This window comes from Stenotrophomonas geniculata (assembly GCF_034508895.1).
Lineage (GTDB): Bacteria > Pseudomonadota > Gammaproteobacteria > Xanthomonadales > Xanthomonadaceae > Stenotrophomonas > Stenotrophomonas geniculata.
The window spans coordinates 3,287,705-3,312,016 of the sequence record NZ_CP140571.1; the positions used below are offsets into that span (position 1 = coordinate 3,287,705).

The window sequence follows — 24,312 nt, forward strand, 5'->3', positions numbered from 1 at the left end:
ACAGGGCCCTGAGCCGCTCAGGGCGTAGAATCCGCGCCACCTCCAGATGCGGGGGGGCGCCCACAAGATCATAGGATCCGAATGTCGCAGCAAACCACCATCCGCAAGCTTGCCGAACTGGTCAACACGCCGGTCGAAAAACTGCTGGAACAGCTGGCCGGTGCCGGCATGAAGTTCAGCGGTCCCGACCAGGTCGTGACCAGCTCCGAGAAGGTTAAGCTCCTGGGCTTCCTTCGTCGTTCGCACGGCAAGCCCGAGCAGGCCCCGGAAGAGACCGATCAGTCTGCAAAGAAGATCACGCTCAACCGCCGGAAGCAGCAGGAAGTGACGGTCAATTCCGGTCGCAGCAAGACGACCGTGAATGTCGAGGTGCGCCAGAAGCGCACCTACGTCAAGGATGGTGCGCGCGCCATGACGCCGGACGAAGAGCGCGCCGACATCCTGCGCAAGCTGGAAGAGTCGCGTGCCCGCAACCTCGCCGAACAGCAGGCCCTGGCCGAGAAGGATCGTCTGCGCGACGAAGCCATCGTCCGCGCCCGTGAGGAAGAGATTGCGGCCAAGGAACGCGCAGAGGCCGAGAAGAAGGCTGCCGAAGAGGCTGCGGCTGCCGCCAAGGCTGCCGAGGCACTGGCCGCCACCAAGCCCAAGCGCGCTCCGATCGATGAAACCGCGCCGCGGCCGCCACGCACGCCGGCCGCCGCTCCGGCTGCGCCGCGCAGTGCGCCGCCGCCGCCGCGCAACGACGACCGCAACAACCGCAGCGCGCCGCGCAACGAGCGTGGCCCGGGCGACCGTTTCGCCGGCCAGATGCACCTGTCGGCTGCCGACCGCGCGCGTCGTGGCAACAGCAACAACAGCAACACCCGTGGTCGTCCGGGCGGGCGCAACCAGGCGGGTGGCCGTCGCGACATGTCGCGCGGTGGCAACAATGCCGGTCCGCACGCCTTCGAGCGTCCGACCGCGCCGGTGGTGCGTGAAGTGGCGATCGGCGACACGATCACCGTGGCCGACCTGGCGCAGAAGCTCGCGCTGAAGGGCGGTGAGGTGGTCAAGGCGCTGTTCAAGATGGGCGTGATGGCCACCATCACCCAGTCCATCGACCATGACACCGCCGCGCTGGTGACCGAAGAACTCGGTCACAAGGCAATCCGTGCCAATGACAACGATGCCGAAGACGCACTGCTGGCCTCGACCGGTGAAAACCAGGGCGAAGCCACCCAGCGTCCGCCGGTGGTCACCATCATGGGCCACGTCGACCACGGCAAGACCTCGCTGCTGGATTACATCCGCCGTACCAAGGTCGCCACCGGCGAAGCCGGCGGCATCACCCAGCACATCGGTGCCTACCACGTGGATACGCCGAAGGGCGTGATCAGCTTCCTGGATACCCCGGGCCATGCTGCCTTCACCTCGATGCGTGCCCGCGGCGCCAAGCTGACCGATATCGTGGTGCTGGTCGTGGCCGCCGATGACGGCGTCATGCCGCAGACCAAGGAAGCGATCCAGCACGCCCGTTCGGCGGGTGTGCCGCTGATCGTGGCGATCAACAAGATCGACAAGTCCGACGCCGACCCGATGCGGGTCAAGAACGAACTGCTGTCCGAGCAGGTCGTGGCCGAAGACTTCGGTGGTGATACCCAGATGGTGGAGATCTCGGCCAAGACCGGCCTGGGCATCGACGACCTGCTGGACGCCATCTCGATCCAGGCCGAACTGCTGGAGCTGAAGGCCGTCGACGAAGGCCGCGCCTCGGGCGTGGTGATCGAATCGTCGCTGGACAAGGGCCGTGGCCCGGTCGCGACCGTGCTGGTGCAGCAGGGCCGCCTGAAGAAGGGCGACTACCTGGTGTGCGGCATCCAGTACGGCCGCGTGCGTGCGCTGTTCGACGAAACCGGCAAGCAGCCGGAGTTCGCCGGCCCGTCCATCCCGGTGCAGGTCCTGGGCCTGTCCGGCGTGCCGGAAGCCGGTGACGACTTCGTGGTCGTCGAGGATGAGCGCCTGGCCAAGGACGTTGCCCAGCAGCGTGAGACCAAGCGCCGTGAATCGCGCCTGGTGGCCACCGCTGGCAGCCGCATGGAAGACATCATGGCGACCCTGGGCAAGGGCGAGGGCCAGCAGGTCCTCAACCTGGTCATCAAGGCCGACGTGCAGGGTTCGGTGCAGGCCTTGAGCCAGGCACTGGTCGCGCTGTCCAACGACGACATCCGCATCAACGTGATCCACTCCGGCGTGGGCGGCATCACCGAATCGGACGCCAACTCGGCGGCTGCTTCGAAGGCCACCGTCATCGGCTTCAACGTGCGTGCGGATGCTTCGGCCCGTCGCATCATCGAATCCAACGGCGTCGACTTGCGTTACTTCTCGATCATCTATGACGTGATCGATCAGGTGAAGCAGGTGGCCTCCGGTCTGCTGGGCGTGGAGATCCGCGAAGAGATCATCGGTATCGCCGAGGTCCGCGACGTGTTCCGCAGCTCCAAGCTGGGCGCCGTTGCCGGCTCGATGGTCATCGAGGGCGTGGTCAAGCGCAACAAGCCGATCCGCGTGCTGCGCGACAGCGTGGTGATCTTCGAAGGCGAACTGGAATCGCTGCGCCGCTTCAAGGAAAACGTCGAGGAAGTCCGCAACGGTACCGAATGCGGTATCGCGGTGAAGGCCTACAACGACGTCAAGCCGGGTGACCAGATCGAGTGCTTCGAGCGTATCGAAGTGCCGCGCACCCTGTAATGCTGCAAGGTGGCCCGACCAACGGTCCGGCCCTACCATGTACCTGTAGCGCCCGACCGTTGGTCGGGCGACAATCGAATCAAAGGTAGCGCCCGACCGTTGGTCGGGCGACAACTGAACCAAGAGCTCCTCGTGCCCAAGACTTTCCATCGAACCGACCGTGTCTCCGCCCAGCTGCGCCGTGAACTCGGCACCCTGGTGCACAACGCCGTGCGCGAGCATGGGTTGCCCTCGGTGAGCGTGTCCGACGTGGAAATCACCCGCGACATGGCCCATGCCAAGGTGTTCGTCACCGCGCTGATGCCGGAACGTTCGGCTGAAGCCGTGGCAGGCCTGAAGGAGCTGGGCTACCGCCTGCGCATGGATCTGGCCCGCGCGATGAAGCTGCGCCACGTGCCGGAGCTGCATTTCCACTACGACGACTCGGTCGACCGTGGTGAGCACATCGACAACATCCTGCGCGACCTGCCCGATACGCTGGCCGCGGAGAAGCGTCGCGAGAGCGACGAAGAATAAGCCAGCGCCGGGCCCATGCCCGGCGTCTTTTCATTCCGGCAACGCGACGCCTGTGCGGGCCGCGTTGCGGCAGCCGGGCATGGCTCGGCTCTACAACGTCCTGTCATGACCCGAATTCAGTTCCGCCGTCTGGATGGCATCCTGCTGCTCGACAAGCCGACCGGCATGAGTTCCAACGCCGCCCTGCAGGTGGCTCGTCGCCTGTTCCGTGCCGAAAAGGGCGGCCATACCGGCAGTCTCGACCCGCTGGCCACCGGCCTGTTGCCGCTGTGCTTCGGCGAGGCGACCAAGATTGCCGGCCTGCTGCTCGGCTCGGCCAAGGCCTACGACGCCGAGATCATGCTGGGCCAGACCACCGACACCGACGATTCCGAAGGCCAGGTGCTGCTGCAGCGCCCGGTGCCTTCGATCAGTGCCGAGACCCTGCAGGCGGCGCTGGCGCCGCTGACCGGCAGCATCCGCCAGCGCGCCCCGATCTATTCGGCGCTGAAGCAGGGCGGGGAGCCGCTGTATGTGAAGGCCCGCCGCGGTGACGTCATTGAAGCGCCGGAGCGCGAGGTGCAGGTGCACGCCATCGAGGTGCTCGAGCAGCAGCCGGAGCGGTTGCGGCTGCGTGTGACCTGCGGCTCGGGCACCTATATCCGCAGCCTGGCCCGCGATCTGGGCGAGGCGCTGGGCTGTGGCGCGCATATCAGTGCGCTGCGCCGGCTCTGGGTCGAGCCGTTCCGTGAACCGGCGATGGTCACCCTGGATCAGCTGCGGGCGATGGTCGAGGCGGGTGACGAGGCGGGCATGGACGCGCTGCTGCTGCCGCTGGCGGCCGGCCTGGCTGAATACCCGCGGGTCGACCTCGATGCCGACCAGGCCCACCGCTTCTGCGTCGGCCAGCGCCAGCGCGATCTGTCGTGGCCCCGTGGTCTGGTGGCCGTGTTCGGTCCGGACGATGCTGTCCAGGGGTTGGGTCAGGTCGATGACAGTGGCCTGCTGGCTCCGCAGCGTCGTTTCAACCTCTGACCGGGCCCGGACGGTTCAGCCCCGGACCTTGTTCCGAGGCCCCCCGACCGTTACAATTTCGCGGCCGTTTTCCGGCAGCCTGCCTCGCGCAGGTTTCATCCTCGTAGTCCACGGCGAGCCTGGCGGTGCGCGAAGCGCGTTCCTGCCGGCCACGCATCACAGAGAAAAAAGAAATGTCGATCGACACCCAGAAGGTCATTGAAGACAACAAGCGCAGCTCGGCTGACACCGGCTCCCCGGAAGTCCAGGTTGCACTGCTGACCGCGCGCATCGAACTGCTGACCGGCCACTTCAAGACCCACAAGAAGGACCACCACAGCCGCCGCGGCCTGCTGCAGATGGTCAACCGCCGTCGCAGCCTGCTCGACTACCTGAAGAAGAAGGACGTCGAGCGTTACAAGGCCCTGATCGAAAAGCTTGGCCTGCGTCGCTAAGCAACGAATCCCCCGCGGCGCAGCGATGCGCCGCGGTTTTGTTTTGTAGCACCGCAATCCCCGATTCAGGCCGGAACGATCCGGCCACCCGCTGGCGGCAAGGGTCGCCGACGGTCCAAATTCGCAGACAGCATCCCCAAGGACACCCTCCGTGGCAAAAATCACCAAAACCTTCCAGTACGGCAAGCACACCGTCACGCTCGAGACCGGCGAAGTCGCCCGTCAGGCCAGCGGTGCCGTCATCGTCAAGATGGACGACACCGTACTGCTGGTCACCGCCGTCGCCGCCAAGAGCGCGCGCGAAGGCCAGGACTTCTTCCCGCTGACCGTCGATTATCAGGAAAAGTTCTACGCCGGCGGCCGTATCCCGGGTGGTTTCTTCAAGCGTGAAGGCCGTGCGACCGAGAAGGAAACCCTGATCTCGCGTCTGATCGACCGTCCGATCCGCCCGCTGTTCCCCGAAGACTACAAGAACGAAGTGCAGATCATCGCCACGGTCATGTCGCTGAACCCGGACGTGGACGGTGACATCCCGGCCCTGATCGGCGCCTCGGCTGCCCTGGCCCTGGCCGGCACCCCGTTCATGGGTCCGATCGGCGCTGCCAAGGTCGGTTACAAGAACGGCGAGTACATCCTGAACCCGACCGTCAGCGAACTGGCTGACTCGCAGCTGGAACTGGTCGTCGCCGGCACCTCCAACGCCGTGCTGATGGTTGAATCCGAAGCCGCGCTGCTGTCCGAAGAAGTGATGCTGGGCGCCGTGACCTTCGGTCACCGCGAGATGCAGAAGGTCATCAACGCGATCAACGAGCTGACCGTCGAAGCCGGTACCAAGCCGTCGACCTGGGAAGCCCCGGCCAAGAACGACGCGCTGATCGCCGCCCTGAAGGAAGCCATCGGCCCGCGCCTGGGCGAAGCCTTCCAGGTGCGCGACAAGCTGCAGCGCCGCGACGCCATCTCGGCAATCAAGAAGGACGTGGTCGAAGCCCTGGCAGGCCGCGTGGCCGCCGAAGGCTGGAACCCGGCCGAGCTGTCGAAGGAATTCGGCGAGCTGGAATACCGCACCATGCGTGACTCGGTGCTGGACACCAAGGTGCGCATCGACGGCCGTGCGCTGGACACCGTCCGCCCGATCACCGTGAAGACCGGCGTGCTGCCGCGTACCCACGGTTCCTCGCTGTTCACCCGCGGCGAAACCCAGGCCATTGTGACCATCACCCTGGGCACCGCCCGTGACGGCCAGGTCATCGACGCCGTTGCCGGTGAGTACAAGGAAAACTTCCTGTTCCACTACAACTTCCCTCCGTTCTCGGTGGGTGAGTGCGGCCGTATGATGGGCCCGAAGCGCCGCGAAATCGGCCACGGTCGCCTGGCCAAGCGCGGCGTGCTGGCTGTCATGCCGTCGCTGGAAGCCTTCCCGTACACCATCCGCGTCGTCTCGGAAATCACCGAGTCGAACGGTTCCTCGTCGATGGCTTCGGTCTGCGGCTCGTCGCTGGCCCTGATGGACGCCGGCGTGCCGGTGAAGGCGCCGGTTGCCGGTATCGCCATGGGTCTGGTCAAGGAAGGCGAGCGCTTCGTCGTCCTGTCCGACATCCTGGGTGACGAAGATCACCTGGGCGACATGGACTTCAAGGTGGCCGGTACCGCTGAGGGCATCTCCGCCCTGCAGATGGACATCAAGATCGAAGGCATCACCGAAGAGATCATGAAGCAGGCCCTGCAGCAGGCCAAGGCTGGCCGTCTGCACATCCTGGGCGAAATGGCCCACGGCCTGACCGCTCCGCGTGAAGAGCTGTCGGACTACGCGCCGCGCCTGTTGACCATCAAGATCCACCCGGACAAGATCCGCGAAGTGATCGGCAAGGGTGGTTCGACCATCCAGGCCATCACCAAGGAAACCGGCACCCAGATCGACATCCAGGACGACGGCACCATCGTCATCGCATCGGTCAACGCCATCGCTGCCCAGGCCGCCAAGGCCCGCATCGAGCAGATCACCTCGGACGTCGAGCCGGGCCGCATCTACGAAGGCAAGGTCGCCAAGATCATGGACTTCGGTGCGTTCGTCACGATCCTGCCGGGCAAGGACGGTCTGGTCCACGTGTCGCAGATCTCCAGCGATCGCGTCGAGAAGGTCGGCGACGTGCTGAAGGAAGGCGATGTGGTCAAGGTCAAGGTGCTGGAAGTCGACAAGCAGGGCCGTATCCGCCTGTCGATGAAGGCCGTGGAAGAAGGCGACGCCGTCAGCGCCGAATAATCGGCGGTGGGTGTCAACCTTGCTTGGTTGACACGCTCCTGGAATCGCTGAAATGAAAAAGCGGGCTTCGGCCCGCTTTTTCTTTGCCTCGAAGTTGCGAACAACCGCTCACCCAGGTCGCCGCATGTCCTGCTGCGGTGCGTGAGAGGCGCTACGCAGCCATTGTTCTGTCACCGTTGCACGGATCGCGCCTGTCCATCGGACGACATGCCACGACATCGGTCCCACAGCCCCATCGGTTTGCTAACGTGGCGGCGCCTTCGAACCGGGAGATTCCATGTTCCGCCAGACTGTGGCCGTCCTTGCCGTACTGATTGCCGGCGCCCTGCCCATTGCCGCGCACGCTGCGCCCGCACAGCCGCCGATCTTCGGTGCCTACTACCCCGGTGGTTCCGCCGAGCGCTATCCGGTGTCGAGCATTCCGGCCGAGCGCCTGACCCACCTGTTCTACGCGTTCTCGACCATCGAGGACGGGCGCTGCACGATCGGTGCGGAAGCGCCGAAGAATTTCGCCGCACTGGCCGAACTCAAGAAGGCGCATCCGCACCTGCGCACGCTGATTTCGATCGGTGGCTGGGGCGCAGGCGGGTTCTCCGATGCGGCACTGACCGAAACCAGCCGCAAGCGCCTGGTCGACTCATGCATGACGCTGTTCTTCGAGCGCCATGCAGGCAGCTTCGATGGTGTGGACATCGACTGGGAATTCCCGGTCAGTGGTGGGCCGAAGGAACTGGCGCACCGCCCGCAGGATCGCGCCAACCTGACCCGGCTCGCGCAGGCGTTCCGCGTGGCACTTGATGCGCGCGGTCGCAAGGCGGGGCAGCCGATGCTGCTGACCGCCGCGCTGGCCGCCGGTCGCCTGCAGACGGATGGCCCCTACGATCCGGCGGCGAGCTACGACCTGCCGGCGCTGGCCAAGGTGTTCGATTTCATCAACCTGATGAGCTACGACATGGGCACCGGCTTCTCGGCGGTGTCGACCTTCAACGCACCGCTGCTTGAGGTGGCGGCCGATCCACTGGCGCCGGAGCTGCGCCGTTGGAACAACGTGGCCGGTGCCGTGCAGTTTTACCGCGACCACGGCGTACCGGCCCACAAGCTGGTGCTGGGCGTGCCGTTCTACGGGCGCGGCTTCAAGGTTACAGGTGATGCCCCGGATGGGTTGTACCAGCCCTACAGCGCACCGGCCGATGCAGGCGACTGGCGGGTGATCAAGGCGCGCTATCTCGACCAGCCGGGCTGGACGAAGCACTGGCAGCCGCAGGCGCAGAGCCCGTGGCTGTACAACGCCGAACAGAAGGTCTTCATCAGCTATGAAGACCCGCGCTCGATCGGGCTGCGTGCGCAGTTCGCCCGCGAGCAGGGCCTGGCCGGTGTATTCATGTGGGAGCTGACCGGCGACGACGAGCAGGCCAGCCTGCTCAACGCCATGCTGGGCCCCTGGCAGAAGGCGCGCATCGGCGATTGAGCTGCATCAGGCGATGCCCGGCGCAATGCCGCAACGCCATCGGCCCAACCCCGCACAGCATGTCCACGCCCGCAGCGTTACGCTGCGGGCATGATCCATCTCGAACGCCTGGACCATCTGGTCCTCACCGTCGCCGACATCGACCGCAGCTGTGATTTCTACCAGCGCGTGCTCGGCATGCAGGTCGTGCGCTTCGGCGCGGGACGTACCGCGCTGCAGTTCGGCCAGCAGAAGATCAATCTGCATCCGGCCAGTGCCCCGCTGCAGCCGCATGCGTTACGACCCACGCCGGGCAGTGCCGACCTGTGCCTGGTCACGCTTACGGCGACAATCGATGTGCTGGCACACCTGCAGGCGCAGGCCGTCGCGGTGGAGGAGGGGCCGGTGGCCCGCACCGGCGCACTGGGTCCAATCGAATCGGTGTACTTCCGCGACCCGGATGGCAACCTGATCGAAGTCAGCCGCTACCTGGACCCAGCGCACCTGCTCCGGTAGCGCCGGGCCATGCCCGGCGAAGGCTCAGTTGGCCCAGACGCTGTTCGGATCGCCGTTGCGGGCGCGGCGTTGACTGGCCACTGCCAGGCGGGCGAAGCCGAAGGCCATGGCCAGCGCGATGGCATCGACCCAGAACAGCGGCCAGTGGCCACGCGCGGCCGCACGCCACAGCCAGTCATCATTGAGTGCGCCGTGCAGGATCGGCACCAGCGCAGTACTGATTGCCGCCGCCCACAGCAGCTCGCGTGCGGCCTGTGCCGGGCGGCGCAGCGCGGCCCACAGCGCACAGGCCGCCCAGCTGCCGAAGCAGGCCCAGCGGATGCCGTGGTCGACCGCCGCCGGCGCCAGCCGTTCCAGCACCAGCGCGGTGAGGAACGCGACCGAGATCGCCACGCACAGGCCGATGCACACGCCGACCGTGGCCCGTGCCATGTTCACTCCGGCACGCGGTTGCTGCGGCTGGCGACGCTTGCGCCGCGACTCGATCCACAGCAGGTTGCCCGAGTAGAACAGGAACGCACCGCCCAGGCCGAGCAGGAAGTACAGCCAGACCACCACCCCGTTGCCGAACTCGCCGAAGTGCAGCGCATAGGCGGCGCTGAGCGTGGCGTGGTTGGCGTCGCGCTGGCCTGGCAGCTGGGTGGCCAGTACCTCGCCGGTGGCGACATCCAGCGCCACGGCGCCGAGCGGGCCGAGGGTGCCGGTGGATTCGCCGGTGATCTCGATGGTGGCGTTGGTGTCGCCCGCGTTGGCCAGCTTCAGGTAGGCCGGCTCGAAGCTGGTCACGCCCTGTGCGCGCGCCACCTCCAGCGCCCGCGCCTGCAGCACGCGCAGGCTGCCCGGCGGCGAGGGGATGCCGGTCGCTTCACGCACCGGTGCGGTGTCCATCGCTGTTGGCACGGCCTGCAGGGCCTTGCCGTCGAAGATCAGGGGGTTGAGCAGGGCCATCTGCACGAACACCAGGCAGAGCAGGGCGCCGGTCACCGCGAACATCAGGTGGAAGGGCAGGCTCAGTACGCCGATCACGTTGTGCGCGTCCTGCCACAGCTGTTTCAGGTTGCGCCCCGGACGCAGCGCGAACAGGTCGCCGAGCAGCTTCGGCAGATGGATCACCAGACCGCTGAGCAGCGCCATGCCGTACAGCAGGCTGACAATGCCCATCACGTAGATGCCGGCCACGGGCAGACCCAGGCTGTAGTGCAGCTCGTTGACCAGCTCGGCCAGCCCGGTCTGCGGCGGCGTCGGGCTGCCGCCAATCTGCCCCGGCCAGGCATAACGCCAGCTGCCATCATCGGCCTGCCAGTACGCAAGTGGCTGCGGGTGGTCGGCGCCGGGGAAGGTCATGCCGACGTGGCGGCGGGCTTCCGGGTGTGTCGCCAGTACGTCTTCCAGCAGGTACTGCGCATCGTCCAGCCCGGCTGGCAGTGCGGTGGCCGCGCCCGGGGTCTGCCACAGCGGCAGGTCGTGATGGAACAGGGTCAGCGCACCGGCGTAGAAGGCCACGAACAGGCCGAACCCGGCGACCAGGCCGACCCAGGTGTGCAGGGTGGTGAACGTGCGCAGCGTCTGCGAACTGAACTTCATGGGAGAGGTCTCATTGCACCGCGCCGGTCAGGCGCAGCAGCCCGAGCACGCCGAAGCCGGCGGCGGCGCTGCCGCCCAGCACCAGCCAGGCGCGCAGCGCGCTGCGGAAACTGAACGCCCACAGGGCGGCCAGCATCCACAGCGGGATGAAAGCGATCAGGGTCGGCACCAGCGCCCGCTGCCAGGGGCCGGGCGGCAGCCATGCCAGCAGGCCGGTCGCGGCCGCGGCCAGGAAGAAGCCGGCGACGATGCCGGCGAAGGCGCGCGGCCACATCAGGGCGACTCCGTGCCCGGGCGATGCCAGGCGGCCAGTGCCGGCAGCAGCATCGCCGCCAGCATCCAGGTGCACAGCATGGCCACCAGGCCGGCGGCAAAGCCGAGCTCGGCCATCCACAGCCACAGCGCGGCGGCGGCCGCGACCAGGCCGATCTGGCGGCCCAGGCGGCCGGCGCGGCGCAGGCGCGGCCAGCGGCAGTGCGGCGAGGCGGCATAGAAGGCCAGCGCGGAGAACATCGCCGCCAGCATGCCCAGGCTGCAGAAGCCCAGGGTGGAAAGGCCGACGGTGATCATTGCGGGCGGCCGCCGTGGCAGCGGGCCAGCGAACGCGGGGCACGGGCGGGGCCGGCGGGAGCCGGTCGGAGCGGGTGGCGCATCACGAGGTCCTGGGGGGAAGCGGGCAGGCTGGCACGGGGCGGGCTGCGCGGACATGGTAATCATTGCGTTTTCACGCCGCCAGCGAGGGCCATTCAGCGTACCGTACGGTAGCCCTTGGGCTTTCCGGTGCGCTGGTTTAAGATCATCACATTCCCTGACTGGAACAAGGTGGCCCGCGCCCAGCGCCGGCCGAGCGTGCGACATGAGCACTACCACCGCCCACTGTTGACCTGCCCCCGAAGGCCCTGTGTCCCTGGCGCCCTCGTGGCGCTTTTTTATTGCCCGGGCGCCGCCCCGGGAGCGCTTTCCAGCCCGCCCAGCGGGCCCCGCACGAAGCCACTCCGATGATCAACATTACCCTCCCCGACGGCAGCCGCCGCGAGTTTGAAAACCCCGTCAGCGTCATGGACGTCGCCCAGTCGATCGGTGCCGGCCTGGCCAAGGCCACCATCGCCGGTGCCGTGGATGGCGTGCTGGTCGATGCCAGCGACGTCATCGACCACGATGCCAGCCTGCGCATCATCACCGCCAAGGACGAGGAGGGCGTGGAGATCATCCGCCACTCCTGCGCCCACCTGGTCGGCCACGCCGTCAAGCAGCTGTACCCGGATGTGAAGATGGTGATCGGCCCGGTGATCGCCGAAGGCTTCTACTACGACATCTACTCCGAGCGCCCGTTCACCCCGGACGACATGGCCGCGATCGAGAAGCGCATGGGTGAACTGATCGCCCAGGACTACGACGTCATCAAGAAGATGACGCCGCGCGCCGAAGTGATCGAGATCTTCAAGGCCCGTGGTGAGGACTACAAGCTGCGCCTGATCGAGGACATGTCCGACGACATCCAGGCGATGGGCATGTACTACCATCAGGAATACGTGGACATGTGCCGTGGCCCTCACGTGCCGAACACGCGCTTCCTGAAGGCCTTCAAGCTGACCCGCATCTCCGGCGCCTACTGGCGTGGCGACGCGCAGAACGAACAGCTGCAGCGCATCTACGGCACCGCCTGGGCGGACAAGAAGCAGCTTGAGGCGTACATCAAGCGCATCGAGGAAGCCGAGATGCGCGACCACCGCCGCATCGGCAAGCAGCAGGACCTGTTCCACCTGCAGGAAGAAGCGCCGGGCCTGGTGTTCTGGCACCCGAAGGGCTGGGCGCTGTGGCAGGTGGTCGAGCAGTACATGCGCAAGGTCTACCGCAACAGCGGCTACGGCGAAGTGCGCTGCCCGCAGATCCTGGACGTGAGCCTGTGGAAGAAGTCCGGCCACTGGGACAACTACCAGGACAACATGTTCTTCACCGAATCGGAGAAGCGCACCTACGCGGTCAAGCCGATGAACTGCCCGGGCCACATCCAGGTGTTCAACCAGGGCCTGCACAGTTACCGCGACCTGCCGATCCGCTACGGTGAGTTCGGTTCCTGCCACCGCAACGAGCCGTCCGGCGCGCTGCACGGCATCCTGCGCGTGCGTGGCTTCACCCAGGACGACGGCCACGTGTTCTGCACGGAAAACCAGATCGAGTCGGAAGTGACGGCCTTCCATCAGCAGGCGCTGGCGGTCTACCAGCACTTCGGATTCGACGACATCCAGATCAAGATCGCCCTGCGCCCGGAATCGCGCCTGGGTGACGATGCGACCTGGGACAAAGCGGAGGGCGCGCTGCGCTCGGCGCTGACCGCCTGTGGCGTGGAATGGCAGGAGCTGCCGGGCGAGGGGGCCTTCTATGGCCCGAAGATCGAGTACCACCTGAAGGACGCCATCGGCCGTACCTGGCAGCTGGGCACCATGCAGGTCGACTTCATGATGCCGGGCCGCCTGGGCGCCGAGTACGTGGACGAGAACAGCCAGAAGAAGCACCCGGTCATGCTGCACCGGGCCATCGTCGGCTCGATGGAGCGCTTCCTGGGCATCCTGATCGAGCACCATGCCGGCCAGTTCCCGGCCTGGCTGGCCCCGACCCAGGTGGTGGTGGCCAACATCACCGACGCCCAGGCCGACTACGTCTCGGGCGTGACCAAAACCCTTGCGGAGCAAGGCTTCCGCGTCAGCTCGGATTTGCGTAACGAGAAGATCGGCTATAAAATCCGCGAGCATACGTTGCAGCGCGTGCCCTACCTGCTGGTCATTGGTGACCGCGAGAAGGAAAATGGGGCTGTGGCGGTGCGTACGCGTTCTGGCGAAGATCTGGGCAGCATGAGCCTGCAGGCCTTCATCGAGCGGCTCCACGCCGAGGGCGCGTAAGCAAAGGTCCGGTCCGGGCGCACAGGCACCCGGACCGGTTCGATACCCTTGGGAGAACGTAATATCAGCACCCCTGACAACAAACAGAACCGCAAGAATCAGGAAATCCGTGTGCCGCGCGTCCGCGTGATCGGCAGTGACGGAGAAATGATCGGCGTGTTGTCGCGCGACGAAGCGCTGTCCATGGCCGAAGATGAAGGCCTGGACCTGGTCGAAATCCAGCCGCAGGCCGATCCGCCGGTCTGCAAGATCATGGACTTCGGCAAGTTCAAGTTCGAAGCGCAGAAGAAGGCCAGCGAGGCCAAGAAGAAGACCAAGCAGGTCGAGATCAAGGAAGTGAAGTTCCGTCCGGTCACGGACGAGGGCGACTACCAGATCAAGCTGCGCAAGATGCGCGGGTTCCTTGAGGATGGTGACAAGATCAAGGTCAACATCCGCTTCCGTGGCCGTGAAATGAGCCACCAGGAACTGGGCCGCGAAATGGCCAACCGGATCGAGACCGATCTGGGCGAGGACATCGTCATTGAATCCCGTCCGCGCCTGGAAGGGCGTCAGATGGTCATGATGATCGCGCCGAAGAAGAAGACCTGAGGCCTGACGGGCCGCCCTCCGGGGCGCCTGGCTGAACGGTTCAGGGTGAAGGGGCGCCATCGGCGCCCCTTCGCTTTTGCGGCATGCCGGTGAATTGCCGTGAAAGGGTTGCAGGGGCTGGTGGCAGGGCGGTTTTGCCTGTATCATGCCCGGCTCGACCCACCCAGGACGGGTCGTACGCCGATCATGGCAGGACGGAAAGAGCGGCCCAGGCCGCCGCCAGATCAGTCAGAAACCAGGGTCATATCCCATCAAGGACATTGCAATGCCCAAGATCAAGACCAACCGGGCAGCGGCCAAGCGTTTCCGCAAGACCGCCTCGGGCAAGTACAAGTGCGGCCACGCCAACCGTAGCCACATCCTCACGAAGAAAGCGACCAAGCGTAAGCGTAATCTGCGTCAGACGGGCCATGTCCGTGCAGAAGACGCAGGCCGTCTGGACCGCATGCTCCCTTACCTCTGAGGAACTGAAAAATGGCACGAGTTAAGCGTGGCGTACAGGCGCGTCGCCGCCACAAGAAGATTCTGGATCTCGCCAAGGGCTATTACAACGCCCGTCGCAAGGTCTTCCGCGTCGCCAAGCAGGCGGTCATCAAGGCTCAGCAGTACGCCTACATCGGCCGTAAGCAGAAGAAGCGCAACTTCCGTTCGCTGTGGATCACCCGTATCAATGCGGCTGCCCGCATCAACGGCCTGAGCTACAGCCGCTTCATGAACGGTCTGCTGAAGGCCGGCATCACCCTGGATCGCAAGGTCCTGGCTGACATCGCCGTGCACGACGCAGCCGGTTTTGCTGCGCTGGCCGAAAAGGCCAAGGGCGCGCTGGCGGCATAAGTCCTTCCCGATGCCGTAACCGTTCACTCGGAACGGTGTCAGGTCAAGGCAATGCATGGGGAAGGGCGCAAGTCCTTCCCCATTCTTTTTTGGGTCCCGGCGAGGCCACGATGGCAGCGCGGGGACGGCGGTGGCGACAGGGGTCGGCCCTTCGCGCATCGCGATGGCAGATCGACTGGAGTTCCGGCCCCCCATGAGCGACATCCAATCCCTCACCACCCAGGCGCTGGCCGATGTGGCCGCCGCACAGAGCCCCGACGTGCTGGAACAGCTGCGCGTGGCCCTGCTTGGCAAGAGTGGCAGCATCACTTCGCAGCTCAAGCAGCTCGGCGCGCTGCCGGCCGACGAGCGCAAGGCCGCCGGTGAAGCGATCAACCAGGCCCGCGATGCGCTGACCCGCGCGCTGGGTGAGCGCAAGGCACTGCTGGAAGACGCGGCACTGGATGCGCGCCTGGCCGCCGAAGCCATCGACATCACCCTGCCGGGTCGCAACGGCGACCGCGCCGGCCTGCACCCGATCACCCGCACCCTGGAGCGCATCACCGGCATCTTCGGCCGGCTGGGCTACGAGCTGTCGGAAGGGCCGGAGATCGAGGACGACTGGCACAACTTCGAGGCGCTGAACTTCCCGCCGCACCACCCGGCGCGCGCCATGCACGACACCTTCTACTTCGGCGACGGACGCCTGCTGCGCACGCATACCTCCGGTGTGCAGGTGCGCTACATGGGCGACCACGCGCCGCCGCTGCGCATGATCGCCGCCGGCAAGGTGTACCGCAGCGACAGCGACCAGACCCACTCGCCGATGTTCCACCAGGTCGAAGGCCTGCTGGTGGACGAGCATTCGACCTTCGCCGACCTGAAGGGCACGCTGGCCGAGTTCGTGCGCGCGTTCTTCGAGCGCGACTTCGAGATGCGTTTCCGTCCCAGCTACTTCCCGTTCGTTGAACCGGGTGCGGAAGTGGACATCGCCTGGCAGCAGCCCGATGGCAGCACCCGCTGGCTGGAAGTGCTCGGCTGCGGCATGGTCCATCCGAACGTGCTGCGCAATGTCGGCATCGATCCGGAGCGCTACACCGGCTTTGCCTTCGGCATGGGCGTGGAGCGTTTCGCGATGCTGCGCTACGGCGTCAACGACCTGCGCGCGTTCTTCGAGAACGACGTGCGGTTCCTGAAGCAGTTCGCGTAAGCCGCAACCGTGTAGAGCCGAGCCATGCTCGGCTGCTTTTCTGGATGGACGCCTCCTTGCGCATGCGCTGGGCGACCACAAAAACCGCAACGGGAGGCACACCTCCCACCAGGGTGACACCATGAAATTCTCCGAAAACTGGCTGCGCAGCCACGTCCCGACCTCCGCCTCGCGCGATGAGCTCAGCGCGGTGCTGACCGCCATCGGCCTGGAAGTGGAAGAGGTGACCGCGCTTGGCGAAGGCCTCGAGCACGTGGTCGTGGCGCGCATCGTCGAAGCGGTGCGCCATCCCGAAGCCGATCGCCTGCAGGTGTGCAAGGTCGATGCCGGGCAGGGCGAGCTGCTGCAGATCGTGTGCGGCGCACCGAACGCGCGCCCGGGCCTGGTCGCGCCGCTGGCGATGGTCGGCGCGCAGATCGGCGAGCTGAAGATCAAGCCGGCCAAGCTGCGCGGCGTCGAGTCCAACGGCATGCTGTGCTCGGCCAAGGAGCTGGGCCTGGACAACGATGCCTCCGGCCTGCTGGAACTGCCGGACGACGCACCGGTCGGCCAGTCCCTGGTCGAGTATCTGGGGCTGCCGGACGCCAGCATCGAGATCAAGCTGACCCCGAACCGTGCCGACTGCTTCAGCCTGCGCGGCATCGCCTACGACGTCGCCGCCGCCACCCGCAGTGAAGTGCTGGACTTCGCGGCCGACGCCATTGCGCCGGTCGGCAGCCGCGAACTGTCGATCCAGCTCGACGCCGGCGCCGAAGCACCGCGTTACCTGGGCCGCGTCATCGAAGGCGTCAACGCCGCTGCCAAGACCCCGCTGTGGATGGCTGAGCGCCTGCGCCGCAGCGGTGTGCGTCCGGTCTCGCTGCTGGTCGACATCACCCAGTACGTGATGCTGGAGCTGGGCCAGCCGATGCATGCCTACGACCTCGGTACCCTGCAGGGCAGCATCGCCGTGCGCCGTTCGCGTGCGGGCGAGCGCCTGAAGCTGCTGGACGGCCGCGATGCCGCACTGGACGACAGCTTCCTGGTGGTTACCGATGCTGACCGTGCGGTCGGTCTGGCCGGCCTGATGGGCGGCTTCGATACCCGCGTCACCGACGCGACCACCGCCGTGTTCCTGGAAGCTGCGCACTTCGCGCCGGCCGCGATCATGGGCCGTGGCCGCAAGCTCGGCCTGCACACCGATGCCGGCCACCGCTTCGAGCGTGGCGTCGACCCGGCATTGCCGCGCACCGCCATCGAATACGCCACCCGCCTGGTGCTGGACCTCGCCGGCGGTACCCCGGCGCCGGTCACCGAGGCCGTGCGTGCCGATGACCTGCCGCAGCCGGCGACGATCGTACTGCGCCGTGCGCGCATCAGCCGCGTGCTGGGCATCACCATCGACGACGCCGAAGTCGAGCGCATCCTGCGCGCGCTGGGCATGGACGTGGCTGCGACGGCCGAGGGCTGGCAGGTCGTCGCGCCGAGCCGCCGCTTCGACATCGCCATCGAAGAAGACCTGATCGAAGAACTGGCCCGCATCCACGGTTACGAGCAGATCCCGACCACGCTGCCGGGCGGTGCCTCGCGCGTGGCGATGCCGAGCGAGACCCAGCTGGACGCGCTGAGCGTTCGTCGCCAGCTGATCGCCCGCGACCAGCAGGAAACCGTCAACTTTGCCTTCGTCGACGACGCGCTGCTGACCCAGTGGCAGCTGCGCGATGGCCTGGTACCGCTGGCCAACCCACTGTCGGCCGAACTGGCGGTGATGCGCCCGTCGCTGCTGCCGGGCCTGGTCGCCACGCTGGGCCGCAATGCCGCGCGCCAGTTGGGTCGCGTGCGCCTGTTCGAGCTCGGCCGGGTGTTCACCCAGCAGGCCGGAGATGGCCAGCCGGCGCCGCTGGAAACCCCGCGCGTGGCCGCTGCGGTCTGCGGTGATGCGCAGGCGGTGCAGTGGGGCCTGCCGACCCGCAAGGTCGACTTCCACGATCTGAAGGGCGACCTGGAATCGCTGGCCGCTGCCAGTGGCGCGCAGCTGGAGTTCCGCCCGTCGGCCCGTCCTTACGGCCACCCGGCGCGCTCGGCCGAGGTGTTCCGCGATGGCGTGGCGATGGGCTGGATCGGCCAGGTCCATCCGCGCCTGGTCAAGGCGATGGACATCGAATCCGACGTCTACGCCTTCGAACTGGATCTGGAACCGCTGACCGCCCGCCGCCTGCCCCGTGCTGGCGAGCTGTCGCGCTTCCCAGCGGTGCGTCGCGACCTGGCGTTCCTGGTGCCTGAACAGGTGGCTTGGGCCGATCTGGCGGCGACCGTCCGGCAGGCCGCCGGCCCGCTGCTGCGCGACCTGAACCTGTTCGACCGCTATGTCGGCCAGGGCGTCGAGCCGGGATTCAAGAGTCTCGCTATGGGCTTGATTTTGCAGGACAAGTCGCGCACTCTGACGGACCGCGACGTGGATGCGGTGGTGGCCGAGGCGGTCACTGCCATCGAGCGTGAACACCACGCCCGGATCCGCGGCTGAGCGGGCAGCACTCGGGGGTAGCAGGCAATGGCATTGACCAAGGCGGAGATGGCGGAAAAGCTGTTCGACGAAGTCGGTCTGAACAAGCGGGAAGCCAAGGAATTCGTCGACGCGTTTTTCGATGTGCTGCGTGAAGCATTGGAACAGGGACGTCAGGTGAAGCTGTCGGGCTTCGGTAATTTCGATCTGCGGCGCAAGAACCAGCGCCCGGGTCGCAACCCCAAGACCGGCGAGGAAATTCCGATTTCCGCCCGTACGGTGGTCACCTTCCGTCCGGGCCAGAAGCTCAAGGAGAGGGTGGAAGCTTATGCTGGATCCGGGCAGTAACCGCGAACTACCGCCGATCCCGGCCAAGCGCTACTTCACCATCGGTGAAGTCAGCGAGCTGTGCGACGTCAAGCCGCACGTCCTGCGCTACTGGGAAACCGAGTTTCCCAGCCTTGAGCCGGCCAAGCGCCGAGGCAACCGCCGCTACTACCAGCGCCATGACGTGCTGATGGTGCGGCAGATCCGCAGCCTGCTGTACGAACAGGGCTACACCATCGGTGGTGCACGCCTGCGTCTGGACGGCCCCGATGCCCGCGAGGAATCGGCGCTGAGCAACCAGATCATCAAGCAGGTACGCATGGAGCTGGAAGAAGTGCTGCAGTTGTTGCGCCGCTGATCCCATTTCCATCGTAATCCGCTATACTTCACGGCCCGCCGCACTGGCGGGCACATCGCAGCATCAGTCGGGGCGTAGCGCAGCCTGGTAGCGCATCTGCCTGGGGGGCAGAGGGTCGTCGGTTCGAATCCGGCCGTCCCGACCACTGTGATGAATCAAGAAGCCTGCGCAGCAATGCGTGGGCTTTTTTGTGCGCGCTGCTGGTGCCGATGATCAGTCTTCAGCGAAGCGGTAGATCAGCTCCGGGTCGCCGTCATCCAATCCATGCACGATGCCGCTGTCGATGAAGCCCGACGCAACGAGCAGGCGCTGCATGCCGATGTTGGAGGCATTGGTCGAGGTGAACAGCTTGCCGCGACCGCGCCGTGCGATCGCGTGTCGCAGCAGTGCGGTACCAATGCCGTGGCCGCGGCGTTCGCGCGCCACCATCAGCATCTCGACGAAGGCCTCGCCGAAGAAGTGGTGATGCATGACCAGGTAGCCGACGCCCCTGCCGTCCTGCTCGGCGACATGCAGGCCGCCGTGTGCCAGCCAGTTGCCAATCTGCATGATCCGCTCTGGATCAATGGCTGCCACGCTGTCGAGCGCGATCAAGGCATCCGCGTCGTGGGGGCTGCCGTTACGCAGGCGCGGAGAACGGGACGTCCGGCTCATCGCGGGCGGAGCTGCAGCAACAGACCGCCACCCGATACAAAACAGGCGAGCAGGACGATGATCGACAGCGGCAGGTGGAATTCATTGCGACCGAGCAGGGCAAACGCCAGGTGGATCAGCGCCGTGCCAATGCCGAGCGCGCCACAAACCAGTGCATAGCCGCGCGCCGTGGATGTACCCAGCAGGGCATGGCGATAACCCCAAAGCACGGCGCCGACTGCGAACAGGTTGAACAGCAGGAAGCCCTGGATGCCGCCGGGCACATGGAACATGGTCCATTCCTGCCAGAACGCAGCGTCGATCTGATGCAGGATCAACGCCAGCAGCGTCGCCAGATACCATCGTTCCATGTCGTGCTCCCTGCCATGCAGGCCATAGTCTATCGACTCCGCCTTGCACGCACGCCTACGCGTTGCAGCCAGCGCGTGGCAGGCAGTCAATACACCCGGAACTCGGCACGGCAGCCGTCGCTGACCCACACGCCGCGACGGTCCCAGCCCCAGTTGCGGTCCTCGATGCAGGTCGTCACCGATTTCTGCTTGACCAGCCGTACCTCGTGACGAACGCGAATCCGGCACTCCTTGTCCTTGTTCTCGTAGGACTCGCAGACCAGGCGTTCACCCTCGTTGTCGCGGTCACGGCCGCGGCCACGTCCCGGCCAGCGCCCGTATCCATCGGCGACGAACTCGGCGCGGCAGCCGTCGGTCACCCATAACGTGCGGCGGCTCTGGCCCCAGTTCTGGTTCTCCACGCAGCGGGTGACCGACAGTTGCCTGGCCAGGCGCATCGGGCCCTCGATGGGGCATTGCTCGGTCTTGTTGAACTGGGATTCGCAGCGCAGCGCTGGAATGTGATCAGTGTCGTAGTCCTGGGCGGCCACGGCGGTGGCGGCCAGCAGCAGGACAAGGGCGGCGCCGGTGATCGGCAGCAGCGGGCGAAGGGTCATAGGGAGCCTCGAGTGGGGATTCGGGCGGCAAGAATGACCTAGCACGAGGCCGTCGGAACGCATCGTTCCGGATGTGGCTCAGTAAGGATTTAGTAGTGCGCACGGGCCCATGCAGAGGCTTACATCCCGTATCATCGCTGCACATCCGATCGCATCGGTTTACACCTTCTTACATGTCTTCCACGCCTGTCGGCGCAGCCTGTGGCTGCCGTCACTGGTGTGCGGGCGGCCTGTGGGGGAGGATGCGCGGACCACGACGACCACAGGGGGTTGCGTTGATCAGCAGTACCGTCATTCATCGCTCGGCCGACGCAGGCGGCGCCGAGGTGCGGGTCCTGGACACCACGTTCAAGGGCAAGCATGTGTTCATTGCCTGGGGCCTGCGCGGGCCGGAACTGACCCGCAGCGCGGACCCGGCTGCGACCGTGGCCGCACGCAAGGCGCTGCACGCGGTTGCCGGCCACAGCGAAGGGCCGCGCAGCCCGGAAGTGTTCATCGCCAACCAGTCGGCGGTGGCGATCACGGTCTATCGCCTGCTTACCGAAGCGCGCTCCGGCGATGCCATCTTCTTCCTGTGCGATTCCCAGGCGGTGGTCGAGTGGCTGATCACCGCGCTGGAAGTGCAGGGCGCGGACTGATTCCGCGCTGCACCGAAGGCAGGATCAGGCCAGTGCTGCGTCCACGGCAGCCCGCGCATGCAGGGCAGTGGTATCGAACAACGGCACTGCACTGTCCTCCGGGCGTACCAGCAGCATGATCTCGGTGCAGCCAAGAATGATCGCTTCGGCACCGCGCGCCACCAGTCGCGCGATCACGCCGGCATAGACCTGCCGTGAGTGCTCGCTGACCACGCCGGCAATCAGCTCCTGGTAGATGATGTCGTGCACGCTGCGCCGGTCATCGGCATCGGGCACCAGCACTTCCAGATCGAAGCGATCCTGCAGCCGGCCGCGGTAGAAGTCCTGCTCCATGGTGAAGGCGGTGCCGAGCAGGCCCACCTTGCGTGCGCCTGCCTGCACGATGGCCTGGGCGGTGGGGTCGACGATATGCAGCAGCGGCAGTGGGCAGGCCGCCTCGATGCGGTCGGCCAGCGTGTGCATGGTGTTGGTGCAGACCAGCAGCAGATCGGCACCACCGGCCTGCAGGCGTCGTGCGGCGTCGACCATGTGGTCGCCCAGTGCATCCCAGTCGCCGTCGTGCTGCAGCTGCTTGATCGGGGCGAAGTCCACCGACCACAGCAGCAGCTGCGCGGAGTGCGCGCCACCGAGGCGCTGCCGTACGTCCTCGTTGATGAGCCGGTAGTACTGGGCCGAGCTTTCCCAGCTCATGCCGCCGATCAGGCCAAGGGTCTTCATGCATTGCTCCAGGGAAGAGGCTGTCATTGCAGCACAGCAGATCGGAGGGTTGCATTAAACATTAGTGGATACTAATGTATTGATCATGATCGAGAACGCCCTGTTCAAGGCGCTGGCCGACCCCACCCGCCGCCATATCTTCGAAAAGCTGGCCGAGGGCGGGCAGCATGCTAGCGCGCTGCGCGAGGGCATGGCGATCAGCCAGTCTGCGATGTCCCAGCACCTGGCAGTGCTGCGCGATGCCGGACTGGTGCATGAGCAGCGCCAAGGCCGCTTCGTCCACTACGAGGTCGATCCGCGCGGGCTGGCCCACATCGGCCGCTGGTTGCAGCGCTACCGGGCCTACTGGCCGGCGCGGATGTCCGCACTGCAGAACCTGCTGGAGGAGATGGACTGATGGACGACGTTCTGAACGAAGCGGCTCCCGCCTTGGTGATGGAGCAACGGCTGCCAGCGCCACCGGGACGGGTCTGGCGCGCACTGTGCGATCCAGCGCTGCGTGAGCGCTGGTTGCCTGCAGCCGATCTTGCCGACCCGCAGCCCTGCCTGTGCGAGGAAGGACGGGAGCTGGGGTTCCACTTGCGCGATGCGCAGCCCCCACATCTGCACAGCCTGGTGTGTTTCCAGCTGCGCGCGGATGACAGTGGGGGGACGGTGCTGACCATCGTGCATCGGCTCACCGACCTGCGCGCGCCGCTGCCGTTGGCCGCCAACGACGATCATCGCACCATGATGCGCGCGGGCTGAGGTGGCGCCTCAATCCCACCGGACAAGGAGCAGGAACATGCCGGACAGAATGCAGCTGGTACCGATGGTGGTGGAGCGCAGCGAGCGGGGCGAGCGCTCCTATGACATCTACTCGCGGCTCCTGCGCGAGCGCATCATCTTTCTCAACGGCGAAGTCGATGACGCCGTGTCGGCGCTGGTCTGCGCGCAGTTGTTGTTCCTGGAATCGGAAAACCCGGAGAAGCCGATCCATCTGTACATCAACTCGCCGGGTGGGGTGATCTCCAGCGGCCTGGCGATGTACGACACGATGCAATACATCTCGGCCCCGGTGCATACGCTGTGCATGGGCACCGCACGGTCAATGGGGTCGTTCCTGCTGATGGCCGGCGAGCCCGGTCACCGCGCGGCGTTGGCCAATGCCAGCCTGCACGTGCACCAGCCGCTGGGCGGGGTGCAGGGCCAAGCTTCGGACATCTTCATCCACGCCGAGGAGATGCAGCGCACCAAGCAGCGCATCACCCGACTGTATGCGCAGCATTGCGGACGCAGTGTCGAGGACGTCGAGCAGACCTTGGACCGCGATCGTTTCATGAGTGCCGAGCAGGCATGCGAATGGGGCCTGATCGACCAGGTACTGGTACGGCGCGACGCGCTCGCTGCCTGAGCCGGCCTCTGTAACCACCACATCCACGCTGTGCTGTATGTGCCGCGCGCTGCAGGCGCGTTCTATGCTGGTTGCGTCTTCTGAAGTGGATGTGCGCTATGGCCCTGCATACCTGGTGGTGGTTCCTGGCCACGGTGTTTGTTCTGTGTGGCACGCCGGGGCCGAACATGCTGCATATCCTCGGCCGCAGCGTCGGACTCGGCTTCCGCGGCAGTGTGCCGGCGATGGCCGGCTGCCTGCTGGCGATGCTGCTGGTGCTGGCCGCGTCCGCTGCTGGCCTGAGCGCATTGCTTCATTCCTCGCCGATGCTGTTCGAAGTGCTGCGCTATCTGGGTGTGGCCTACCTGGCCTGGCTGGGCCTGAAGGCATGGCGCGATAGTTGCCGTCCCGCGCCTGCGGTGACGGTGGATGCCGCACTGCCGATGACGCCGACGCTTGGTGCCTGGACCGTGTTCCGTGGTGGCCTTCTGGTGGGCCTGAGCAATCCCAAGCTGCTGCTGTTCGCGGCGGCGTTCCTGCCGCAGTTCGTCGATCCGTCACGCGGCCAGGCACTGCAGTACAGCGTGCTGGTGGCCACCTTCGCCGCCTGCGAACTGTTCTGGTACGTGATGTATGCAGCCGGTGGCCATGGCCTGCGCCGCTGGCTGGCCAAGCCGTTTGCACGACGCTGGTTCGAGCGGCTGGTGGGCAGCGTGTTCCTGGCGTTTGCCGTCGCGCTGCTGCGCTTCCGTCCGCGCTGATTCACGCCGCGCACGCGGCCTGTTCACGACTGCCGCATCGGCCAC

At 66.2% G+C, this 24,312-nt stretch carries 27 protein-coding genes and 1 tRNA gene; 21 read left to right on the forward strand and 7 right to left on the reverse strand.

Annotated elements, in window-relative coordinates; genetic code table 11:
- The first annotated feature begins 81 nt into the window (after positions 1-81).
- The 7 genes from infB (at position 82) to RI032_RS15035 (ending at position 8,914) form a co-directional block, all read left to right on the forward strand.
- Positions 82-2,727 carry a translation initiation factor IF-2 gene (gene infB / locus RI032_RS15005; RefSeq protein WP_010486450.1) on the forward strand — a complete coding sequence of 882 codons (2,646 nt, stop codon included), beginning with the start codon at positions 82-84 and terminating at the stop codon, positions 2,725-2,727.
- Between the two features lie 132 nt (positions 2,728-2,859).
- Positions 2,860-3,243 (forward strand): 30S ribosome-binding factor RbfA, encoded by a 384-nt coding sequence (rbfA, locus tag RI032_RS15010; protein WP_005410447.1) that lies wholly within the window; start codon positions 2,860-2,862, stop codon positions 3,241-3,243.
- 105 nt (positions 3,244-3,348) lie between these two features.
- A complete protein-coding gene (gene truB / locus RI032_RS15015) occupies positions 3,349-4,257 on the forward strand; it encodes a tRNA pseudouridine(55) synthase TruB (RefSeq protein ID WP_019336893.1) in 909 nt (302 codons plus the stop codon).
- Between the two features lie 173 nt (positions 4,258-4,430).
- Positions 4,431-4,691, forward strand: coding sequence for a 30S ribosomal protein S15 (gene rpsO, locus RI032_RS15020; protein ID WP_005410445.1), 261 nt, complete (start codon positions 4,431-4,433; stop codon positions 4,689-4,691).
- Positions 4,692-4,842: 151 nt separating this feature from the next.
- Positions 4,843-6,951 carry a polyribonucleotide nucleotidyltransferase gene (gene pnp, locus RI032_RS15025; RefSeq protein ID WP_019336892.1) on the forward strand — a complete coding sequence of 703 codons (2,109 nt, stop codon included), beginning with the start codon at positions 4,843-4,845 and terminating at the stop codon, positions 6,949-6,951.
- Between the two features lie 277 nt (positions 6,952-7,228).
- Entirely contained in the window at positions 7,229-8,419 is a 1,191-nt protein-coding gene (locus tag RI032_RS15030) for a glycoside hydrolase family 18 protein (protein WP_049455698.1), read from the forward strand.
- A gap of 90 nt (positions 8,420-8,509) precedes the next feature.
- Positions 8,510-8,914, forward strand: coding sequence for a VOC family protein (locus RI032_RS15035; protein WP_010486459.1), 405 nt, complete (start codon positions 8,510-8,512; stop codon positions 8,912-8,914).
- Between the two features lie 24 nt (positions 8,915-8,938).
- Here RI032_RS15035 and RI032_RS15040 read toward each other — a convergent pair whose 3' ends face one another.
- Genes RI032_RS15040 through RI032_RS15050 form a run of 3 tightly spaced genes read right to left on the reverse strand, consistent with a single transcriptional unit; the run spans position 8,939 to position 11,068 of the window.
- Positions 8,939-10,498 (reverse strand): PepSY-associated TM helix domain-containing protein, encoded by a 1,560-nt coding sequence (locus RI032_RS15040; protein WP_322547208.1) that lies wholly within the window; start codon positions 10,496-10,498, stop codon positions 8,939-8,941.
- A 10-nt stretch (positions 10,499-10,508) separates the two neighbouring features.
- Positions 10,509-10,772, reverse strand: a complete 264-nt coding sequence (locus RI032_RS15045; protein ID WP_049409275.1) for a hypothetical protein — start codon at positions 10,770-10,772, stop codon at positions 10,509-10,511.
- On the reverse strand, positions 10,772-11,068 hold the full coding sequence (locus RI032_RS15050) for a hypothetical protein (protein ID WP_005410439.1): 297 nt from the start codon (positions 11,066-11,068) through the stop codon (positions 10,772-10,774). Before RI032_RS15050 ends, RI032_RS15045 begins: the two co-directional genes overlap by 1 nt.
- 428 nt (positions 11,069-11,496) lie before the next feature.
- Here RI032_RS15050 and thrS point away from each other — a divergent pair, with 428 nt between their 5' ends.
- The 9 genes from thrS to RI032_RS15095 all read left to right on the forward strand — a co-directional run bounded on the left by thrS (position 11,497) and on the right by RI032_RS15095 (position 19,324).
- A complete protein-coding gene (thrS, locus tag RI032_RS15055; RefSeq protein ID WP_010486466.1) occupies positions 11,497-13,398 on the forward strand; it encodes a threonine--tRNA ligase in 1,902 nt (633 codons plus the stop codon).
- 48 nt (positions 13,399-13,446) lie between these two features.
- Positions 13,447-13,989, forward strand: a complete 543-nt coding sequence (gene infC, locus RI032_RS15060) for a translation initiation factor IF-3 (RefSeq protein WP_005410437.1) — start codon at positions 13,447-13,449, stop codon at positions 13,987-13,989.
- A gap of 265 nt (positions 13,990-14,254) precedes the next feature.
- Positions 14,255-14,452, forward strand: a complete 198-nt coding sequence (gene rpmI, locus RI032_RS15065) for a 50S ribosomal protein L35 (RefSeq protein ID WP_005410436.1) — start codon at positions 14,255-14,257, stop codon at positions 14,450-14,452.
- Positions 14,453-14,463: 11 nt separating this feature from the next.
- Positions 14,464-14,823: a 50S ribosomal protein L20 gene (rplT, locus tag RI032_RS15070; RefSeq protein WP_005410435.1), complete on the forward strand. Its 360-nt coding sequence runs from the start codon at positions 14,464-14,466 to the stop codon at positions 14,821-14,823.
- Between the two features lie 193 nt (positions 14,824-15,016).
- A complete protein-coding gene (locus RI032_RS15075; protein ID WP_005417865.1) occupies positions 15,017-16,012 on the forward strand; it encodes a phenylalanine--tRNA ligase subunit alpha in 996 nt (331 codons plus the stop codon).
- A gap of 121 nt (positions 16,013-16,133) precedes the next feature.
- Positions 16,134-18,515, forward strand: a complete 2,382-nt coding sequence (pheT, locus tag RI032_RS15080; protein ID WP_322547209.1) for a phenylalanine--tRNA ligase subunit beta — start codon at positions 16,134-16,136, stop codon at positions 18,513-18,515.
- Between the two features lie 27 nt (positions 18,516-18,542).
- A complete protein-coding gene (locus RI032_RS15085; RefSeq protein ID WP_005410432.1) occupies positions 18,543-18,842 on the forward strand; it encodes an integration host factor subunit alpha in 300 nt (99 codons plus the stop codon).
- Positions 18,823-19,179: a MerR family transcriptional regulator gene (locus RI032_RS15090; RefSeq protein WP_005410431.1), complete on the forward strand. Its 357-nt coding sequence runs from the start codon at positions 18,823-18,825 to the stop codon at positions 19,177-19,179. The genes RI032_RS15085 and RI032_RS15090 overlap by 20 nt, the downstream gene beginning before the upstream one ends.
- Before the next feature lie 68 nt (positions 19,180-19,247).
- Positions 19,248-19,324: transfer RNA gene (locus tag RI032_RS15095), tRNA-Pro, on the forward strand.
- Positions 19,325-19,392: 68 nt separating this feature from the next.
- On the opposite strand, the gene RI032_RS15100 is transcribed toward RI032_RS15095, so the two are convergent.
- From RI032_RS15100 to RI032_RS15110, 3 genes are all read right to left on the reverse strand, one after another.
- Positions 19,393-19,833, reverse strand: a complete 441-nt coding sequence (locus RI032_RS15100; RefSeq protein ID WP_322547210.1) for a GNAT family N-acetyltransferase — start codon at positions 19,831-19,833, stop codon at positions 19,393-19,395.
- Entirely contained in the window at positions 19,830-20,183 is a 354-nt protein-coding gene (locus RI032_RS15105; RefSeq protein WP_010486477.1) for a DUF6713 family protein, read from the reverse strand. The genes RI032_RS15100 and RI032_RS15105 overlap by 4 nt, the downstream gene beginning before the upstream one ends.
- An 86-nt stretch (positions 20,184-20,269) precedes the next feature.
- Positions 20,270-20,779 carry a DUF3011 domain-containing protein gene (locus RI032_RS15110; RefSeq protein ID WP_010486479.1) on the reverse strand — a complete coding sequence of 170 codons (510 nt, stop codon included), beginning with the start codon at positions 20,777-20,779 and terminating at the stop codon, positions 20,270-20,272.
- A 242-nt stretch (positions 20,780-21,021) separates the two neighbouring features.
- Here RI032_RS15110 and RI032_RS15115 point away from each other — a divergent pair, with 242 nt between their 5' ends.
- Positions 21,022-21,417, forward strand: a complete 396-nt coding sequence (locus RI032_RS15115) for a hypothetical protein (RefSeq protein ID WP_012511691.1) — start codon at positions 21,022-21,024, stop codon at positions 21,415-21,417.
- A 24-nt stretch (positions 21,418-21,441) separates the two neighbouring features.
- Here the strand turns inward: RI032_RS15115 and RI032_RS15120 are convergent, their stop codons facing one another.
- Entirely contained in the window at positions 21,442-22,134 is a 693-nt protein-coding gene (locus tag RI032_RS15120; RefSeq protein WP_049434133.1) for an aspartate/glutamate racemase family protein, read from the reverse strand.
- 85 nt (positions 22,135-22,219) lie between these two features.
- Between RI032_RS15120 and RI032_RS15125 the strand changes: the two genes are divergently transcribed.
- The 4 genes from RI032_RS15125 to RI032_RS15140 all read left to right on the forward strand — a co-directional run bounded on the left by RI032_RS15125 (position 22,220) and on the right by RI032_RS15140 (position 24,267).
- Positions 22,220-22,531 (forward strand): ArsR/SmtB family transcription factor, encoded by a 312-nt coding sequence (locus RI032_RS15125; RefSeq protein WP_010486485.1) that lies wholly within the window; start codon positions 22,220-22,222, stop codon positions 22,529-22,531.
- Complete coding sequence (locus tag RI032_RS15130) at positions 22,531-22,881, forward strand: SRPBCC family protein (protein ID WP_260362724.1); 351 nt, start codon at positions 22,531-22,533, stop codon at positions 22,879-22,881. The genes RI032_RS15125 and RI032_RS15130 overlap by 1 nt, the downstream gene beginning before the upstream one ends.
- A 37-nt stretch (positions 22,882-22,918) precedes the next feature.
- The gene (locus RI032_RS15135; RefSeq protein WP_019336883.1) at positions 22,919-23,527 is read left to right on the forward strand and encodes an ATP-dependent Clp protease proteolytic subunit; all 609 of its coding nucleotides are present in this window, start codon (positions 22,919-22,921) and stop codon (positions 23,525-23,527) included.
- A gap of 98 nt (positions 23,528-23,625) precedes the next feature.
- Positions 23,626-24,267 carry a LysE family translocator gene (locus RI032_RS15140; RefSeq protein WP_019336882.1) on the forward strand — a complete coding sequence of 214 codons (642 nt, stop codon included), beginning with the start codon at positions 23,626-23,628 and terminating at the stop codon, positions 24,265-24,267.
- Positions 24,268-24,312: the final 45 nt, after the last annotated feature.

Coding starts and splice junctions, on each gene's coding strand:
- infB (WP_010486450.1), top strand. CDS start 82: ATGTCGCAGCAAACCACCATCCGCAAGCTTGCCGAACTGGTCAACACG.
- RI032_RS15105 (WP_010486477.1), bottom strand. CDS start 20,183: ATGGAACGATGGTATCTGGCGACGCTGCTGGCGTTGATCCTGCATCAG.
- RI032_RS15040 (WP_322547208.1), bottom strand. CDS start 10,498: ATGAAGTTCAGTTCGCAGACGCTGCGCACGTTCACCACCCTGCACACC.
- RI032_RS15030 (WP_049455698.1), top strand. CDS start 7,229: ATGTTCCGCCAGACTGTGGCCGTCCTTGCCGTACTGATTGCCGGCGCC.
- RI032_RS15130 (WP_260362724.1), top strand. CDS start 22,531: ATGGACGACGTTCTGAACGAAGCGGCTCCCGCCTTGGTGATGGAGCAA.
- pheT (WP_322547209.1), top strand. CDS start 16,134: ATGAAATTCTCCGAAAACTGGCTGCGCAGCCACGTCCCGACCTCCGCC.
- RI032_RS15135 (WP_019336883.1), top strand. CDS start 22,919: ATGCCGGACAGAATGCAGCTGGTACCGATGGTGGTGGAGCGCAGCGAG.
- RI032_RS15050 (WP_005410439.1), bottom strand. CDS start 11,068: ATGATCACCGTCGGCCTTTCCACCCTGGGCTTCTGCAGCCTGGGCATG.
- RI032_RS15085 (WP_005410432.1), top strand. CDS start 18,543: ATGGCATTGACCAAGGCGGAGATGGCGGAAAAGCTGTTCGACGAAGTC.
- RI032_RS15110 (WP_010486479.1), bottom strand. CDS start 20,779: ATGACCCTTCGCCCGCTGCTGCCGATCACCGGCGCCGCCCTTGTCCTG.
- truB (WP_019336893.1), top strand. CDS start 3,349: ATGACCCGAATTCAGTTCCGCCGTCTGGATGGCATCCTGCTGCTCGAC.
- RI032_RS15125 (WP_010486485.1), top strand. CDS start 22,220: ATGATCGAGAACGCCCTGTTCAAGGCGCTGGCCGACCCCACCCGCCGC.
- RI032_RS15045 (WP_049409275.1), bottom strand. CDS start 10,772: ATGTGGCCGCGCGCCTTCGCCGGCATCGTCGCCGGCTTCTTCCTGGCC.
- RI032_RS15090 (WP_005410431.1), top strand. CDS start 18,823: ATGCTGGATCCGGGCAGTAACCGCGAACTACCGCCGATCCCGGCCAAG.
- RI032_RS15100 (WP_322547210.1), bottom strand. CDS start 19,833: ATGAGCCGGACGTCCCGTTCTCCGCGCCTGCGTAACGGCAGCCCCCAC.
- rplT (WP_005410435.1), top strand. CDS start 14,464: ATGGCACGAGTTAAGCGTGGCGTACAGGCGCGTCGCCGCCACAAGAAG.
- RI032_RS15115 (WP_012511691.1), top strand. CDS start 21,022: ATGCGCGGACCACGACGACCACAGGGGGTTGCGTTGATCAGCAGTACC.
- rpmI (WP_005410436.1), top strand. CDS start 14,255: ATGCCCAAGATCAAGACCAACCGGGCAGCGGCCAAGCGTTTCCGCAAG.
- RI032_RS15140 (WP_019336882.1), top strand. CDS start 23,626: ATGGCCCTGCATACCTGGTGGTGGTTCCTGGCCACGGTGTTTGTTCTG.
- RI032_RS15035 (WP_010486459.1), top strand. CDS start 8,510: ATGATCCATCTCGAACGCCTGGACCATCTGGTCCTCACCGTCGCCGAC.
- thrS (WP_010486466.1), top strand. CDS start 11,497: ATGATCAACATTACCCTCCCCGACGGCAGCCGCCGCGAGTTTGAAAAC.
- rpsO (WP_005410445.1), top strand. CDS start 4,431: ATGTCGATCGACACCCAGAAGGTCATTGAAGACAACAAGCGCAGCTCG.
- RI032_RS15075 (WP_005417865.1), top strand. CDS start 15,017: ATGAGCGACATCCAATCCCTCACCACCCAGGCGCTGGCCGATGTGGCC.
- RI032_RS15120 (WP_049434133.1), bottom strand. CDS start 22,134: ATGAAGACCCTTGGCCTGATCGGCGGCATGAGCTGGGAAAGCTCGGCC.